The organism is Bacteroides sp. AM07-18, from assembly GCF_003602695.1.
GTDB classification, from domain to species: domain Bacteria; phylum Bacteroidota; class Bacteroidia; order Bacteroidales; family Bacteroidaceae; genus Bacteroides; species Bacteroides uniformis.
This window is the reverse complement of record NZ_QTLM01000008.1, coordinates 145,780-162,266: the sequence shown is the minus strand read 5'-3', so window position 1 is coordinate 162,266 and position 16,487 is coordinate 145,780. Positions and strand designations below refer to the sequence as shown.

At 47.2% G+C, this 16,487-nt stretch carries 15 protein-coding genes; 3 read left to right on the top strand and 12 right to left on the bottom strand.

The window, feature by feature from the left end; genetic code table 11:
- Positions 1–201 precede the first annotated feature (201 nt).
- From DW096_RS11925 to DW096_RS11880, 10 genes are all read right to left on the bottom strand, one after another.
- Complete coding sequence (locus DW096_RS11925) at positions 202–405, bottom strand: helix-turn-helix transcriptional regulator (RefSeq protein ID WP_005830522.1); 204 nt, start codon at positions 403–405, stop codon at positions 202–204.
- 43 nt (positions 406–448) lie between these two features.
- A complete protein-coding gene (locus DW096_RS11920) occupies positions 449–1,090 on the bottom strand; it encodes a DUF2975 domain-containing protein (RefSeq protein ID WP_005830526.1) in 642 nt (213 codons plus the stop codon).
- A 15-nt stretch (positions 1,091–1,105) separates the two neighbouring features.
- The gene (locus DW096_RS11915; protein ID WP_005830530.1) at positions 1,106–1,711 is read right to left on the bottom strand and encodes a DUF2975 domain-containing protein; all 606 of its coding nucleotides are present in this window, start codon (positions 1,709–1,711) and stop codon (positions 1,106–1,108) included.
- 23 nt (positions 1,712–1,734) lie between these two features.
- A complete protein-coding gene (locus DW096_RS11910; protein WP_005830532.1) occupies positions 1,735–2,403 on the bottom strand; it encodes a DUF2975 domain-containing protein in 669 nt (222 codons plus the stop codon).
- Positions 2,400–3,191: a CPBP family intramembrane glutamic endopeptidase gene (locus tag DW096_RS11905; protein WP_117879157.1), complete on the bottom strand. Its 792-nt coding sequence runs from the start codon at positions 3,189–3,191 to the stop codon at positions 2,400–2,402. Before DW096_RS11905 ends, DW096_RS11910 begins: the two co-directional genes overlap by 4 nt.
- A 181-nt stretch (positions 3,192–3,372) precedes the next feature.
- Positions 3,373–3,858, bottom strand: a complete 486-nt coding sequence (locus DW096_RS11900) for a DUF3836 domain-containing protein (RefSeq protein ID WP_117704104.1) — start codon at positions 3,856–3,858, stop codon at positions 3,373–3,375.
- A 225-nt stretch (positions 3,859–4,083) separates the two neighbouring features.
- Positions 4,084–5,025, bottom strand: coding sequence for a bifunctional riboflavin kinase/FAD synthetase (locus tag DW096_RS11895; RefSeq protein ID WP_117879156.1), 942 nt, complete (start codon positions 5,023–5,025; stop codon positions 4,084–4,086).
- A complete protein-coding gene (locus DW096_RS11890; protein WP_057259167.1) occupies positions 5,009–5,629 on the bottom strand; it encodes an HAD family phosphatase in 621 nt (206 codons plus the stop codon). Before DW096_RS11890 ends, DW096_RS11895 begins: the two co-directional genes overlap by 17 nt.
- A 2-nt stretch (positions 5,630–5,631) precedes the next feature.
- A complete protein-coding gene (locus DW096_RS11885; RefSeq protein WP_117704106.1) occupies positions 5,632–8,316 on the bottom strand; it encodes a calcium-translocating P-type ATPase, PMCA-type in 2,685 nt (894 codons plus the stop codon).
- A 90-nt stretch (positions 8,317–8,406) separates the two neighbouring features.
- Positions 8,407–9,573, bottom strand: a complete 1,167-nt coding sequence (locus DW096_RS11880) for a HAMP domain-containing sensor histidine kinase (RefSeq protein WP_098031790.1) — start codon at positions 9,571–9,573, stop codon at positions 8,407–8,409.
- Between the two features lie 107 nt (positions 9,574–9,680).
- On the opposite strand from DW096_RS11880, the gene rd reads away from it, so the two are divergent.
- Positions 9,681–9,842, top strand: a complete 162-nt coding sequence (rd, locus tag DW096_RS11875) for a rubredoxin (protein WP_005830549.1) — start codon at positions 9,681–9,683, stop codon at positions 9,840–9,842.
- Here rd and DW096_RS11870 read toward each other — a convergent pair.
- Positions 9,839–11,536, bottom strand: a complete 1,698-nt coding sequence (locus tag DW096_RS11870; protein ID WP_005834507.1) for a Na/Pi cotransporter family protein — start codon at positions 11,534–11,536, stop codon at positions 9,839–9,841. The two genes, rd and DW096_RS11870, sit on opposite strands and share 4 nt — an antisense overlap.
- Positions 11,537–11,619: 83 nt before the next feature.
- Here DW096_RS11870 and DW096_RS11865 point away from each other — a divergent pair, with 83 nt between their 5' ends.
- Both DW096_RS11865 and DW096_RS11860 read left to right on the top strand, forming a co-directional pair.
- Positions 11,620–13,293, top strand: a complete 1,674-nt coding sequence (locus tag DW096_RS11865) for a nucleoside kinase (RefSeq protein WP_005834505.1) — start codon at positions 11,620–11,622, stop codon at positions 13,291–13,293.
- 42 nt (positions 13,294–13,335) lie between these two features.
- Complete coding sequence (locus DW096_RS11860; protein WP_005830555.1) at positions 13,336–14,841, top strand: HAMP domain-containing sensor histidine kinase; 1,506 nt, start codon at positions 13,336–13,338, stop codon at positions 14,839–14,841.
- Between the two features lie 101 nt (positions 14,842–14,942).
- Here the strand turns inward: DW096_RS11860 and DW096_RS11855 are convergent, their stop codons facing one another.
- A complete protein-coding gene (locus DW096_RS11855; protein ID WP_005830557.1) occupies positions 14,943–16,316 on the bottom strand; it encodes an aminopeptidase P family protein in 1,374 nt (457 codons plus the stop codon).
- Between the last annotated feature and the right edge of the window lie 171 nt (positions 16,317–16,487).

Here is a 16,487-nt window from a genome sequence, read left to right as displayed (position 1 = left end):
ATAAAAAGAAAAAGCGTCTAGCTAAATCAGGAAAAGACATTACTCCAGAATGTAACGGTTTTTACATTATGAAGTAACGACGTTTACCATAGTATGTAAAGGCGTTTACCGTAGTATGTAAAGGTGTTTACTGTAGTACGTAAACGGAGTTTCTTAAGGCGGTAAGCATTTCAACCTCTACTTGCGCCTTCTTCTCCCTATTTATCCCTCCTTAAACTCCAGTATATCCCCCGGCTGGCAATCAAGTTCCTTACAGATTGCTTCCAGTGTAGAGAAACGGATGGCCTTAGCCTTTCCGGTTTTGAGAATAGAGAGATTGGCAGGCGTAATATCAATCTTCTCCGCCAGTTCGCCCAAAGATATCTTTCTTCGGGCCATCATTATGTCAAGGTTTACTATAATCATATAATTGTGTTCTATTTATCAATTATTCTTTTCCCACTCACACCTAAATAGTCAAGTCCTGTTCTTCCTTTATCTTCACCCCAGCGGCAAATATCTCGGTGAAAAGAATTATAATAACCAGGGATGTGAAATCCGTATCATGCGATGCAACCACTTCATAGCCCAGCAGAGCCACTTGCTTCACTGCTTCAAGATGATTCAGCCAATCGTGCAAAGTCATCAAGCCGTACAATGCAGCAAACGAATAAGTAAAGAAACGCAACCGGGCTACATTATCCGAAGTAAACACTTCCCGCTTTGAGATGGATACCAGCAAACGTATCAGACAATAGATTCCTACAAAGAAAGGAATGATGGCAAACATGGCAAAGAAGTTCACTATGGAACTCCAGACAGTGGGGACAATCACAGTGCCTATTCTCTTTACCTGATAAGGTACTGACTTATCGGCAAAACGATTCGTCAAGGAATCGACTGCTGTCGTTTCCAAAGGTCTAACATCCACATATACCTTATCAAATAAACCGGAATACTCCGGCTGTGGAGTTCCCGAATGCACATTTACACTATTGTAACCCTCAAGAAAACTATTCTTCATATCCACCCAGCCTGCTATCATCGCATAGGTAAACTCTGCAACAATGACCAATATAGCCAGGATACCCAATATACTTATCTTTTTCATAATCCTCCCCCCACATTAAACCGTTAAATCCTGCTCTTCCTTTATCTTCACGCCGATGGCGAATATCTCGGTGAACAATGCCAACAGCATATAATTGAACCAAGCATACTTGAAAGAATAAGGCAACACCTCGTATCCCTCCAGCCGCACTTGAGAAGCCAAGTCATGATAGATGCCCCATTGCTGCAACTCGAATAAAAGACTCACCGAAATCAGCGCATAGACAAAGATGCGCATCCGACGCACATTCTTGTGCACAAACACCTCGCCTTTCGTGGCAGTAAGCACCAGCCGCGCCACACTATAGAACCCGTAAAGCGCAAACAGTCCCGCAGGAAACAGCAAGAACGATACCCACCGCCACTTCGTACTACGGAAACCTTGCACCGATACCTCACTTGTATTGCAATACATGGGCGTATCCTGTGCCGCACTAATCAAAGTATCAGCAGGCAGCGTATCATCTGCCCGCACCAAAAGTGACACGGAGGGTAAGGCATGAAAATCCTTCTGGTCGCCCGCCTCATTCCAGCCGTCCATAAATCCACTAAACATATCCGTTACAACACTACCAATAAACACTACCAAAGCCAGGAAGGCACATACTCTGATTTTATTCATATCTCTGTCCGTTCTTCTTATTATTAAATCGTCAAATCCTGCTCTTCCTTCATTTTCAATCCAATGGCAAACACTTCACCTACAATCAGCGAACAAAGCCCAAGTACCAGCGTGGTAGTGCTCACCAATTCTGAGAGGCTCAGCTCGTAACCATGCAGCGAGAATACGGTATCGATACCTATAAAATCAAGATATGATGACGCAAAGGTACAGCAGAAGCTGACAACCAGTGCCATTCCCAATCGACGCAGCCGACGTACATTCCGCCAGTTGAAGATGTCGGACTTGTTGATAGAGATTATCAAGCGGATAAACAATACTACCGCCCAAAGGGAAAAGCCCAAATGCAGATATATCAGCAAATACTTTGCCACCACTTTCCCGACAGAATCATGAGAATCTACGCTGACCATCAACGAAGAGTAGGCTGCAGGCACATAACTCCTGCTTTTCTCATTGTAGACGGAATCCCTGAAGAAATCAAACGACTCCATGGAAGAAGGTATCAGGTTGACAACCTTCAGGTTCATCAGTTCCTTGTAGGCAGCAATGTCACTCCCTTTCTTTCCCAGCTCCAGTCCGGTCTGCGCCCCCATCTTGGCTCCCAGAAAGATATAGTACCCCTGCTCCAATACCGAGTAACTCAGTACAAGCATTACCACCAGGCAGAGAATGTTCAATCTTCTTTTCATAATTCAGTTGTTGTATTAGTATCAGATATATTATATTTATTCAGTTGTTTCAAGGAGAGTAGAAGCAACAATATGAAAACCACTGCCCAAACCAGTACATACGGGTTACTCAGCAGATGTGTCACATCCTCCATTTCAGGATGTTTCAGGCTCAGATAGACAGACAAGCCGTTATTCATGATATGTATCAGAATACATGCCATAAGACTCCGTGTCTTATAATAAAGCCAGGCAAGCAAGAAACCGATGAGGCAAGCACCTATTATCTGAACCGGATTCAGATGAAAGATACCGAATATCAACCCGGAAAACAAGATAGCCTTTGCCGGGCTATATCTGCGAAGCAGCTCCTTGGTAATGGCACCACGGAAAAGCAGTTCTTCCAGTACGGGTCCCAAAACAGAAATACAGAGAATACCCAGCCAACCGGATTGCAGTATATCAAATGTCTGGTCCAACAAATTGGGCAAAAAAGTAAGTTCGGACATCAGAAGACCTATTATACATATGGAAGTCATTCCGGCAAGCAGGCTCCATGCCAGATAAGGGACTGACACCGGAGAATACAGATGCTTGTCTCCCGTCAGGTAGTTCTTGCGCCACAAGTACAGTCCCATGAAAACAAAGCCCAGCAGCATGGTAGGCGCCACAGCAATCTGACCAGCCTTGTCCATGTCGAAAGTTCCATAAGCGAAATACGTATACAGCAGACAGAAAGGTCCTGCAAACAGTGCTCCTATAAGCTGCATCAAAAAGTAAATCAATACTAGTTTTATTGCCGTTTTCATTGTTCTATTCGTCTAAAAGTTCGCAAAGATACACATTTTCTCTGTCAATCCGTCAAGCTGTGGCAACAAGTCCCATCAGCAGCACCATCACTGTAGAAAGTGACAATACCAATAGTGTAATACTCATAAATGCTCTTCTCATAACCTAAGCCCCTCCCTCATTTCTATATTTGTTCTTCATTTATTTCACTGCCAGGAGCAATACGTCTTCCTCTGCAGTGGCATGTTCCACCAACAGATTCCAGTCGTTGTCCTTCTTACTCCATTTGTAACTCAAGTAGTTGATGTCATCTCCCGCCTGCAGATAAACTGCTTTTTCTTTCACATCGGAGTAGGCATGCGTCTTGTTGTCCCACAAGGCATATTCCACATCCGTACCGGTTTCTGTATAATTGTAGTTCAAGCAATAGAAGCGTTCAAACGCCTGCTCAATCTCGTTCCATTTCAACGCTTCCTTCTGTATCGTACGCCCTTGGGTATCATAGATGAAATTGTATTTCAAATGGTTCTGCAGAAACTTACCGTTCTCTACTTTATATACAATCTGGGACTCCACCTGATTTCCGTTCATCACTTCATTATAGGCAAAGTTTTCCTGGATATTACCACCAAAAGCATTTATCACTACTGTCACTACAAAGATTGTTGTCATTACTAAAGTTTTCATACCGTTATTGTTTTATTAGTTCTTTATTTTGTTTTTCGATAATCATTTATCGTTTTTCGATATGCAAATAAAAGACCTTTTTTTGGTATGACAAAGAAAAACAGAAAATATTTATCGAAAAACAATAAAAAAAACGCGTTTTACGATAAATATACAGAAAGCAAACACTTCAAACGGGAAAATACATAGAACTGCAAGGGGATAAATGACCTTATTGCCTTATGTTTATAAAGCAAGAATGGATTTAATCTCCACCTCGTCACGGTGAAGCTGGGCAATAAGTTCTTCTATACTGTCGAATTTCAGTTCAGGACGGGTGCGGCGCACAAAGGAAAGACGCATCGGCTGCTGATAAATGTCAGCATCAAACCGGAATATATGGACCTCAATACTGCGATCGGGGCCGTTCTCCAACGTAGGTCGGTAGCCAATGCTTAGCATACCGCCGTACTCCTTGCCTTCAACACAGACACGGACGGCATACACACCATCGCAGGGAATCAGCTTGTCAGAATCGGAAACACGGAGATTAGCCGTAGGAAAACCTATCTTACGCCCCACCTGATAGCCGCCGACAACCGTACCGTCCAAAAAAAAATCATATCCCAGATACTCGGCAGCTTCCGAAACGTTTCCCTCCAGCAACAGACCGCGAATAGCCGAGGAGCTGACAGTAACCTCCGTTACCGATGCTTCCTTACTATAAGCATACGCGCGCGCAAGAAGCACCTCCATACCCAATTCGCGACCATAGTGCACATAGTCCTCAAAACCCTCGCTGCGGTTATGCCCGAAACGATGGTCGTACCCCACTACCAAAGCTTGTATCTGATAGCGTTCCTTCAGTATGAACATGAATTCCCGTGCCGAAAGCCGGGCTATTTCAGGAGTGAAATCAAGCATCATGCAATAATCCACCCCAGTCTTGGCTAGTAGGGAAACTTTCTCATCACAGGTGGTCAATAACTTCGGATGATAATCGGCCTGCATCACTTTACGCGGATGTACCGAAAAAGTCACGACCGACGAAGCAAGCCCACGCCCGGCAGCTACCGCACGCACTTGCTCTATCAGGTAGCGGTGTCCCCGATGTACTCCGTCAAAGAAACCGATAGTGGCTACACTTGGACGGGAACCAATGTCCGATGTTTCACAAAACAACTGCATGTCTCCAATCCTCGTGGGCCTTTGGCGTATAGGTAGAAATACCCAACGCCTCCGCTGTCCGGCAATTGGCCTCAGAATCGTCAATGAAAAGAGTCTCGTTGGGAAGAATACCGGTCTCATCCAGTACTTTCTGAAATATATCGGCATCCGGTTTTGCCATCTTCATCTCATAAGAGAGATAGATATGTTCAAAAAAGTCCTCCGCACGGAAAGTCTTGTAGCGAAACGCGTGCAGGCACGACCATTGCCAATGGATTTCATTGGTGTTGCTCAGCAGATAGACAACGTATTTTTTGCGCAGTTCCAACAGTAAATCCAATTTAAAAGTAGGAATACTCACTAGGAAACTGTTCCAGGCGTCATCTATCTGGGCATCAGTCACCGGTTTCCCTATCTTTCCACGAATCACTTCCCGGAACTCCGCACTGGTAATCAACCCTTTTTCATATTTCTGGAAGAAATCCTGCTGGTGATAGAGGTCCAACATGACTTCCACGTCCGGCAATCCCAGCTTTCTGAAATTCTCCAAACAGCGCTGGCGGTCCAAATCAATCAGAACTCCGCCAAAATCAATAATAAGGTTCTTGATTCCTCTTCTTTTCATCACTATTTCTGTGTTAAACGTCGGATAAGGCGAACCAGTTCACCTATCCACAAAACAAACGAAGTAGAAACGACAATCGTCATCCAAGTCATAAAATCGAGCGGCACTGTGCGGAATACAGCTCCACCAAACTGTACAATCAGTATCTGTCCGCCCAAAATGGCAAGTATAATCAGCTCCATGCCATAAGATTTGGAAATGCCCTTGAACGCCGAGTCCGAAGTGCCGAACACACGCGCATTGAACAAGTTCCAGAACTGAAGCATAACAAAGAATGTGAAGAACACAGTCAGCCGATAGGTAGTCATCCCTCCCTCCTCACTGTTAAACCAGAAGAGCATTCCCATAAGTAACACCAGGAAGGCAGTCCCCATTCCCAGAATGTAATACCTCATGGACTTGGTTATAATGAAATCCGTACTCTTACGCGGCTTTTCCTTCATCACGCTCTCACTGGGTGGAATGGACGCCAGGGCCAGGGCCGCAAACGTATCCATAATCAGGTTCACCCACAACATCTGCGTGACGGTCAAAGGAAGCGTCGTACCCACCAGTGAGCCCAGAAGAACGATAAACAAAGCCACAAAATTGATAGTCAGCTGAAAAACAATGAAACGCTGTATATTTTTATATAAAGAACGTCCCCACATCACGGCCGTGCCTATACTGTTGAAGGAGTCATCCAGCAGCGTGATGTCGCTGGCCTCCTTGGCAACGGAGGTTCCGGTACCCATCGAAAGTCCCACTTGCGCATGGTTCAGCGCAGGAGCATCATTCGTGCCGTCACCCGTCACAGCCACTACCGCACCTTTCTGCTGCAACAGTTGCACCAGACGCTGTTTGTCTGTGGGGCGTGCACGCGACATTATCTTCAAGTCCATCACACGGTCCAATGCCTCCTCATCCGTCAATTCGGCAAATGCAGCTCCCGTAATGCGGTTCTTTTCCGTATCCTCCGGTTTCCACAGACCAATCTGGCGTGCTATCTCGGTAGCCGTACCCGGTGTATCTCCCGTCACAATCTTCACTCCGATACCTGCCGACTGGCATTTGGCAACGGCCGCAGGCACATCCGGACGGATAGGGTCACTGATGGCAACCACACCGAGGAACGACAAGTCATTTTCAGCAACCAATGACACACAATCAGACGCTTCCGCATCATCCACAATCTTGAATGCAAAGCCAAGTGTACGCATAGCCATATTCTGATAGTTGAGCAACTGAGCCTCCACTGTAGAACGGTATTCCACCGCATCCACACGCTTGCCGTCCAACATGACATCCTTGCATTTACCCAAAACAATCTCGGGAGCTCCCTTCACATACAGCACCTTCTTCCCAATCAGGGGAGATTGCACCAGGGTAGCCATGAATTTCCTTTCCGTAGAGAAAGTCAGCTGGTCGATAACCGTAGCTTTCTCACGCAGTGCCAGGTAGTCGCATCCCTGACTGCTCAGCCAAAGCAGCAGTGCCACCTCCGTGGGATTACCCACCCCTTTCGGCTTCTCTCCAGTCACCTCTTCTTCCAGGAAAGCAGTGGAGTTAGCACTGATACCTTCCATTACCAGCTTGCTGAGGTCATCATTCCCCAGCTGCCCGTTATTCTTCAAACTATAGAAGTTGGGTTCATGCACCTGCATCAGATTTTGGGTCAATGTCCCGGTCTTGTCGGTACAAATCACTGTAATGGCTCCCATCGTCTCGCATGCATGCATCTTGCGCACCAGATTGTTGGTGGAGAGCATACGCCGCATGTTCAACGCCAGACTGAGTGTCACGCTCATCGGCAATCCTTCGGGCACAGCCACCACAATCAGGGTAACTGCCATCATAAAGTATTGCAAAGTAGCCTGCAAGGCCGGCAGCCAATCACGGAAGGTGTGGAATGAAGAAAAATCATAGACCAGTACCACATCCTTTACAAAGAAAATGAGAAAAGCCAGACCCGCTACGGAAAAGCCAATCTTTCCAATCAGATTGGCCAATTTGGTCAACTGAATATTCAGCGGAGTAGGTTCCGTATTCTGTTCGGTACTTTGACGTGCCACTTTACCGATTTCCGTAGCATCGCCCACAGCCTCCACACGCATGGTGCCATGTCCGTCCACCACCGTTGTACCGCGCAAAATGCGGTTGGAAGCATACGTAGCCTCTTCGTCAAAGTCAGCTTCTACGGTAGTTTTCGTCACTACCGGCTCACCGGTCAGATTCGATTCGTTCACTTGCAGGGAAATGGCTTCCAGCAATTCACCGTCCGCCGGAACCTCTTCACCGGTTTCCAGCACCACTATATCACCCACCACTACATCTTTACGGGGAATCTCCTGCACATGTCCGTTACGAATTACTTTCACCAAAGTTTCTTCGTTCACTGCATTCAGCAGGTCAAACTTCTTTCCGGCATCATACTCAAAGAAGAAACCGATACCGGTAGCCAGCAGAATGGCTACTATAATGCCGATAGTCTCGGCATATTCATTCTCTACAATGGAAATAATCAAAGAAAACAGAGCGGCAACCAGCAATACCCTTACTACGGGGTCCTCAAACTTCTCCAGATACAATTTCCATAAGGAAGGCCGTTTAGGAGGCGTCAATAAATTTACTCCATGTTCGTCGCGGCTCTTCCGCACTTGTTCGTCGGTCAGTCCGACATGATAATAATCATCCTTTATTGCAGTCATGCAAGTCTTTAGGTTTAATTTTGGAACGCAAAAATACAATAATAATCCGGGAAAACAATACCTATATAATGATTAGTGATTAATTGACTGTCATTGATTCTCTTTTTCCCTCACCAGTTTCGGTCTGGTTGCAGGCTCCCACGGCAATGTGAACCAGAAAGTCGAACCTGCCCCTTCTTCCGATTCCACGCCTATTTCGCCCCCCAATTTGCGGACAATGGTCTGGCAAATGGAGAGTCCCAGTCCGGTACCGTTCTTTTCCTGCTTCAGCTTGACGAAACGTTCAAAAACATGTGGCAACTTTTCCTGGGGAATACCGGTTCCCGTGTCTTTTACGTAGAAATAGAGACCTTCCTCATAGAGTCTGAATCCGAGGGTAATACTGCCTTCCTGGGTGAACTTCAGGGCATTCGTCATAAAATTGGATATCACTTGTGCAAGCCGGTTTCTGTCTGTATGCATGGTATATTCCTTCTCAGAAGCCTCCCGGACAATCTGCACTCCACTACCCAGCTCGGCCACCCGCATACGGAACTGTTGTTCCAAATCGGACATCATCTGGTTGATGTCCACATCCGAGAACACAAATTCCAATGTTCCGGCTTCTATCTTCGAGAGGTCCAGAATATCAGCAATCAGCTGTTGCAGCATTTCATTGTTACTTTGCACAATTTCCAGGAACTGTGTCTTCTCTTCGTCTGTCGATGCAGAGGCCAGCAATTCCGAGAATCCGACAATTGCGTTCAGCGGGGTACGGATTTCATGGCTCATATTCGCCAGGAACACCGATTTGGAGCGGTCGGCATTCTCTGCCTTCTCACGTGCCAGTTTCAATTCAGCTTCCACTTGTTTCAGCCGGGTAATGTCATGCACGGTAATCACCATGCAGTCGCGGTCCTCAATCTCCATATACTCGCCGGAAACATAAGCATTGCATTCCGTAGTTCTGCCTTCGCTATCCCTAAGATTCAGAATAGCTGCCAAATCCGTGAAGTTCTTTTGCACCACAAAGGCATTCTCTATGGCATTCCGCACGGGGCAGTGCTCACACAAATCGTGAGTGCCGCAACCTCCTGCTGCCGACAAGGCATTGTTACAGCGCAGAATATCTCCCACCCGTCCAGTTTCGGCAGGCTTTACAGCTCCGGTAATATCGTAGTAATTGGTGTAGAATACAGTGAAGTCGCGGTTTATCAGCAGTACATAGGCGTGCAGATTCCGCATAATCGCCCTGAACAGCTTGTCGGTCATTTTCATAAAATGTTGTTTTAATAGAGAACAAATATAAACTTTTTTTGTTCAACAATAAAACAAAAAGGGCTTTTAAACGTTATTATAGGAGAATAAACCTAAAAAAGAAATTTATGGAAAAGTACATTTGCACTGTATGCGATTATGTCTATGACCCTGAACTGGGCGACCCTGAAAATGGAATAGAACCGGGAACCTCTTTCGAAGACCTTCCCGAAGATTGGGTTTGCCCTTTGTGTGGAGTAGGCAAAGAAGAATTTGAGAAAGCGTCCTAAGACGCTTTCTTTTCTTTTATATCGCTGCTAGCCTCCACTACATTCACCACATAGTCGCCCAGCTTTTCACATTCTGCAATGATGTCCATATAGTAAACACCCATCTGGTAATCATATTCCTTGTTGTTCACATCCAAAATATTCTGGTTCTTCAGCTGATTGCGGTAATTATTGATTTCGTTCTCCAAATTAAAGGACTTGTTCACATCCGCGCCTGCATGCTCCGGATGTTCCACCACGACAATCATCTGCTCCAAGGCATCATCCGTCAGCTTCATCATGAAATGAATATGCTCGTACTGCTTCTCGGTGAAATCCTGATTGGTCTGGCGCTTGCGGTTGATGGTACGTGCCAGGTTATAGCAGCTGTCGCCGATGCTCTCTATCTCCGTCACTTCACGCAGCATGGCACGTATCTGCAACTTACTCTCCGAACTCAGGCGCCCTTCGGACACTTGATTCAGATAATTGGCAATCTCCAGCTCCATGCTGTCACTGATATTCTCGTACTTCTCCACACGGCTGAACACTTTGTTGAAATCATCATCCTTCTCCGTATGCAGCAAGTCCTGCACCATTCCGAACATACGGCGGGTACGTTCGGCAAAGAGATGTATTTCCTTGCTTGCCTGCAGGATGGACAGCTCTGCCGTAGAAAGCATACCGCCCGAGATAAAACGCAAGCGATATTCCTCGTCCTGCTCCTTCATTGGAATAATGGCACAGACCGTACGTTCGATAAACTTCACGAACCATATCAATATCAGCACGTTGCAGATATTGAAGCAAGTATGGAATGCCGAAAGCTTGAAGGATACGGCCACAGCCGGATCTTTAGTACCCATCACGTTCTCTACGAACCATGACACAGCCTCGGTAAAGGGGGTGAAAAGACACAACACCCATATCACACCAAACACATTGAATACCAAATGAGCCAAAGCAGCCCTCCTCGCCTGCGTATTACCGGTCAGCGCCGCAAGGTTTGCCGTGATGGTTGTACCGATATTCTCTCCCAAAACCAGTGCTGCCCCCAATTCGAAACTAATCCAGCCGTTGGCGCACATAATAAGCGTAATGGCCATAGTTGCCGCAGATGCCTGCACAATCATGGTCAACACCGTACCGATACCCACAAAAAGGAGTATGGAGATAAAGCCCATGTCGGTATAGTCCTGCACAAATGACAGCATATCAGGATTTTGGCTCAAGTCAGGAGCATTGTTTTTCAAATAGGAAAGCCCCATGAACAAGAATGAGAAACCGAAAATAAATTCACCGACAGACTTGCGGTTACTTTTTTGAGAGAAGAGGAGAGGAATGCCGAAAGCAAGAAGAGGAAGAGCAAAGGCGGCAATGTCCACCTTGAAACCTAAAGCTGAAATAATCCATGCCGTAACAGTCGTACCGATATTAGCACCCATTATGACACCTATGGACTGTGAAAGCGTTAACAACCCCGCATTGACAAAACTTACAACCATCACCGTGGTTGCAGAGGAAGATTGTACAAGTGCTGTAATCAGCACGCCCGTCAACACACCGGTCACTCTGTTGGTTGTCATTGCGGTCAATATTTTCCGCAGTCTGTCACCGGCAAATTTTTGAAGCCCCTCACTCATAATCTTCATTCCGTAAAGAAACAGTGCCAATGAGCCGAGTAGCTTTAAAAAATCATAAAAAGAATATTCCATCTTTAATTATTTAAGGTGTTTCATTCCTTCACGTGTTATAATGTCCTATATTTAACGTGTCAACCCACTAAAAACGAGACATCATGAAACACATGTTACAAATTTGTTGCAAAAATAATAATATTTCTAAAGAATTCCCTATAGGGAGCTCACTTTTGGATATTTATTACGGTTTTAATCTAAATTTCCCCTATCAGGTAGTCAGTGCAAAAGTCAACAACCGTTCCGAAGGACTGAATTTCCGTGTATACAACAATAAGGATGTAGAGTTTCTCGACATACGTGACTCCTCAGGCATGCGCACTTATGTCCGTTCCCTCTGCTTCATTCTTTACAAAGCTGTCAGCGAGCTGTTTCCGGAAGGAAAACTGTTCGTAGAGCATCCGGTATCCAAAGGTTACTTCTGTAACTTGCGCATCGGCCGTTCCATAGAGCTGGAAGATGTGACCGCCATCAAGAAACGGATGCAGGAAATCATCGCCGAAAACATCCCCTACCATCGTGTAGAATGCCACACCACCGAGGCTGTGCGTATCTTTAGCGAACGGGGCATGAACGACAAGGTTAAGCTGCTGGAAACCTCCGGCTCGCTATATACCTATTATTACACATTGGGCGACACCGTAGACTACTACTACGGCAACCTGCTGCCCAGTACCGGGTTCATCTGGCTGTTCGACATCGTGAAGTATTACGACGGCCTGCTGCTGCGTATCCCCAACAAGGAGAACCCGAATGTACTGGAAGAAGTGGTGAAACAGGAGAAGATGCTCGACGTATTCAAGGAACACCTGCGCTGGAACTACATCATGGGGCTGAGTAACGTGGGCGACTTCAACCTGGCTTGCGAGACAGGCCATGCCACCGACCTCATCAACGTAGCCGAAGCCCTGCAGGAGAAAAAGATAGCCCAAATAGCTGACGACATCTACCACCGCGGCGAAAACGGAAACCGGGTGAAGCTCGTACTCATCTCCGGTCCATCGTCCTCCGGAAAGACGACTTTCAGCAAGCGGCTCAGCGTGCAGTTGATGACCAACGGCCTGCGTCCCTATCCCATCTCGCTGGACAACTACTTCGTAGACCGTGAAGACACCCCACGCGACGAAAACGGAAACTACGACTACGAATCACTCTACGCCCTCGACCTCGAACTCTTCAACACCCAGCTGCAGGCATTGCTCCGTGGCGAAGAAGTGGAGCTGCCCCGCTTCAACTTCAACCTCGGGAAGAAAGAGTACAAGGGCGACAAACTTCGCATCGACGAGCATACCATCCTCATCCTGGAAGGAATCCATGCCCTGAACCCTGAACTGACACCACAGATTCCCGCCGCCAGCAAATACAAGATTTATGTATCCGCCCTGACCACCATCTCGCTGGACGACCACAACTGGATTCCCACCACGGACAACCGCCTGCTGCGCCGCATCATCCGCGACTTCAACTACCGCGGCTACTCGGCACAAGAGACCATTTCACGCTGGCCCAGTGTACGTGCCGGCGAGGACAAATGGATATTCCCCTACCAGGAAAATGCCGATGTCATGTTCAACTCCGCCCTCTTGTTCGAATTTGCCGTGCTCCGCTGCCACGCAGAGCCCATCCTTACCAGTGTTCCACGGAACTGTCCGGAATACGCAGAAGCCTACCGGTTGCTGAAATTCATCAAATATTTCACCCCCGTGCAGGACAAAGAAATTCCACCGACATCCTTATTGAGAGAATTTTTAGGAGGCAGTAGCTTCAAATACTAAGTTTTTATTCTAACTTTGTGAGCAAATAAAACAAACGTACACATGAAAAAAATTATTTCGATACTTCTCTTAGCGACTTTCTGCATCTTTACTCAACTCCATGCGCAAAACCGTGCAGACGAATTGATGAAACAAGCACAAGAAAATCTTACGAAAAAAGAATATATCAAAGCCCGCTATCTATTCCTGCAAGCCTACAATGCCTTTGCCACGCAAGACAAGTATGCCCAGGCAGTGGAATGCGGCGTCAATGCCAGCGCCCTCTACCATCGGGAGAATTACTATAAAGAAGCTTTTGAACTGCTGCGCGGTGCCGAGCAAGTGGTGGCAACCGGCGAACAGAAAACGGGCAAGGCCATGCCCAACCTACGTTTCCGCATCAACAAGGAACGCCTGCAGATGTACATCAACCTGAAAAATCCCGCACGTGCCAAGGAACAGCTGACCAAACTGGAAGAGACCGCCAAAGCCTCTCACAACGACTCTCTGAGCAACGACCTGCTTTATACGCAGGCCAACTATTACTACACCTTCGGCATGAACACACAAGGTGATGCGGCTACCAACCGCCTGATAGGGCAATATAAGGAACAGAAGAACTACGCCAAAGTAGACGAATGCTACAAGACTCTTATCAGTATCGCCCGCAAAGCAAACAATGCCGGACTGGTGGCACGCACCTACGACAAGTACATCCTATGGACCGACTCCGTAAAGGCGCTTACCGCCCAAGAGGAACTGAACGCCCTGAAGAAGAAATACGATGAAAGCCTGGCCACTATCCAGGAGAAAGATGATTCCCTAAGCGCCAAGCAGTACATCATCATCGGGCTTTGCATACTCGCCGCCATCCTTGCCGCCGCACTGGTATTCGGCGCCATCGTATTGCTGCGTTTCATCATCCTCACCCGTAAACAGAAGAAGGCCATCAGCATTGCTAATGAGCACAATGAGCTGAAAACCAAATTTATCCAGAACATTTCCGCCCAAATGGAACCGACACTGGACACGCTCGACGCCTCACTGCCGGGCGTAAAAGCCCTGCATGCATTCTCCAACCATATCCAGGAACTGTCCGAATTGGAAACCACCTTGTCCGAACCCTACGAAGTGCAGGAGAAGAATATCTCCACTTTCTGTGAAGGCATCATGGACAAAATCAAAGGAATGACACAAGAAGATGTCACCCTGACCGTGAATGCCCCCAAATTGAATGTGAAAATCAACCCTGAGCAACTGGAACGCGTCTTGCTGCATTTGTTGGAAAACGCCGCCGAGTACACCCCTGCCGGAGGAAAAATATGGCTGGACTTCAAGAAACGCGGTGCGCACACCCACCAGTTCATCATCAGCGACACCGGTTGCGGTATCCCCGAGGAGCAACGCGAAAACATCTTCAAGCCTTTCACCGAAGTGAAAGACCTGACGCAAGGCGACGGCCTGGGACTCCCCATCTGCTCACTGATTGCCACCAAGATGAACGGCAGCTTGACACTAGACAGCAGCTACAACAAGGGAGCACGGTTCGTACTGGAACTGCACGCATAAACCATACATAATACAATCTGTATGACCCCTAAATTTGAGAGCCGCTTGCCACCGGCATTATCGGGACAAACGGCTCTCTGTGTATATTAAGGATGTGGTTGTCAACGCAACGCTTCCACCTCTTCCGGTGTCAACGGAATTTTCTTGCCCAAGCGACGTGCTCCCGTTTCGGTAATCAGATAATCCTCCTCATTACGGATGCCGCCGAAATTGCGGTATTCTTCCACCTTATCGTAGTTGATGAAGTCCATGAACTTCTTCTCTCCTTTCCATAAGTCAATCAGCTCGGGGATGAAGTAGATGCCCGGCTCAACCGTATGCACAAAGCCCGGTTCCAGAGGGATGGCAAGACGCTGGCTCTTGCGGCCGAACTGCGTACTCTTGGGCTGACCGTCATAGCCTACCCAGAGCTCACCCAGGTTCTCCATATCGTGCACATCCAACCCCATCATATGACCCAGTCCATGGGGATAAAACAAGGCATGCGCCCCTTCGCGCACGGCATCTTCGGCATTGCCCTTCATCAACCCCAGCTCTTTCAGCCCCTCCACCATCACTTGGGCGGAAAGCTCGTACACCTTCATATAGGGAATGCCCGGGCGAAGCGCTTTAACAGACTCCAGATGCATGGCGTTCTGGATTTCGTAAACGGCACGCTGGCGTGGAGTAAAAGTCTTGTCCGCCGGCACGGTAGACGACATGTCACCACAGTAACCCGAAGGCAGCTCGGCGCCGGCATCAATCAAGAAAAGGTCTCCCGGTTGCACCCGGTTGCCGTGATAGTGGTTATGCAGGGTCTGGCCGTTGACAGTAGCAATCGTGGCAAAAGACAGCTCGCAGTTGTTCATCTCGGCGATACGGTTCATTTCGGCCACAACCTCGTATTCGTACATGCCCGGACGAAGCACCTTCATTGCGGTGATGTGCATGTCAGCAGTCACGTCGCATGCCTTTTCTATTTCCGCTATTTCTTCTGCCGACTTGTAGTTGCGCTGTGCCACCACCGCACGGATAAACGGCACAGACCCTTCCTGACGTGCCGGAGGAACACCCAGCCAGTCCATCAGTTTCAACTTATGCTCGGCACGATAAGGGGGCAAATAATGGATGGTCTGTCCCTTCTGTACAGCCTTGTGCAGATAACCGACGATGTCGGCAAAAGGACGGGTTTCGGAAATTCCCACAGCAGAAGCCTTTTCGTGAAGGGTGGGCTGGGTACCCATCCAGACAATATGGTCGATGGTCAGCTCATCGCCAAAAATGATTTCTTTATCTTCATCTATGTCGATGAGAGCTGACAGCCCGGCAAACGACAAGCCAAAATAGTAGAGAAAAGTGGAATCCTGGCGGTAACGGAAAGTATTGTCCTCATAGTTCAAACCTTGTTCATCGTTACCCAAAAACAGTAACACTCCGGAGCCTATCGTTTTTTTCAGCTGGGCCCTGCGCTGCACATACGTTTCTTTAGCAAACATAACATTCCTTGTTTTAGTAGTTATAGGACAAAGATATAGATAATCTTTGAAAGAAGATAATACAAAAAGGAGATTAATCTATATAGTTCATAATCAGAAGACTATTTTGCCAACGTTTTTCAAGCCTTTGGCAAAGTCTTGCCATAGGCATGGCAAAAGCTTGCCAAGCTA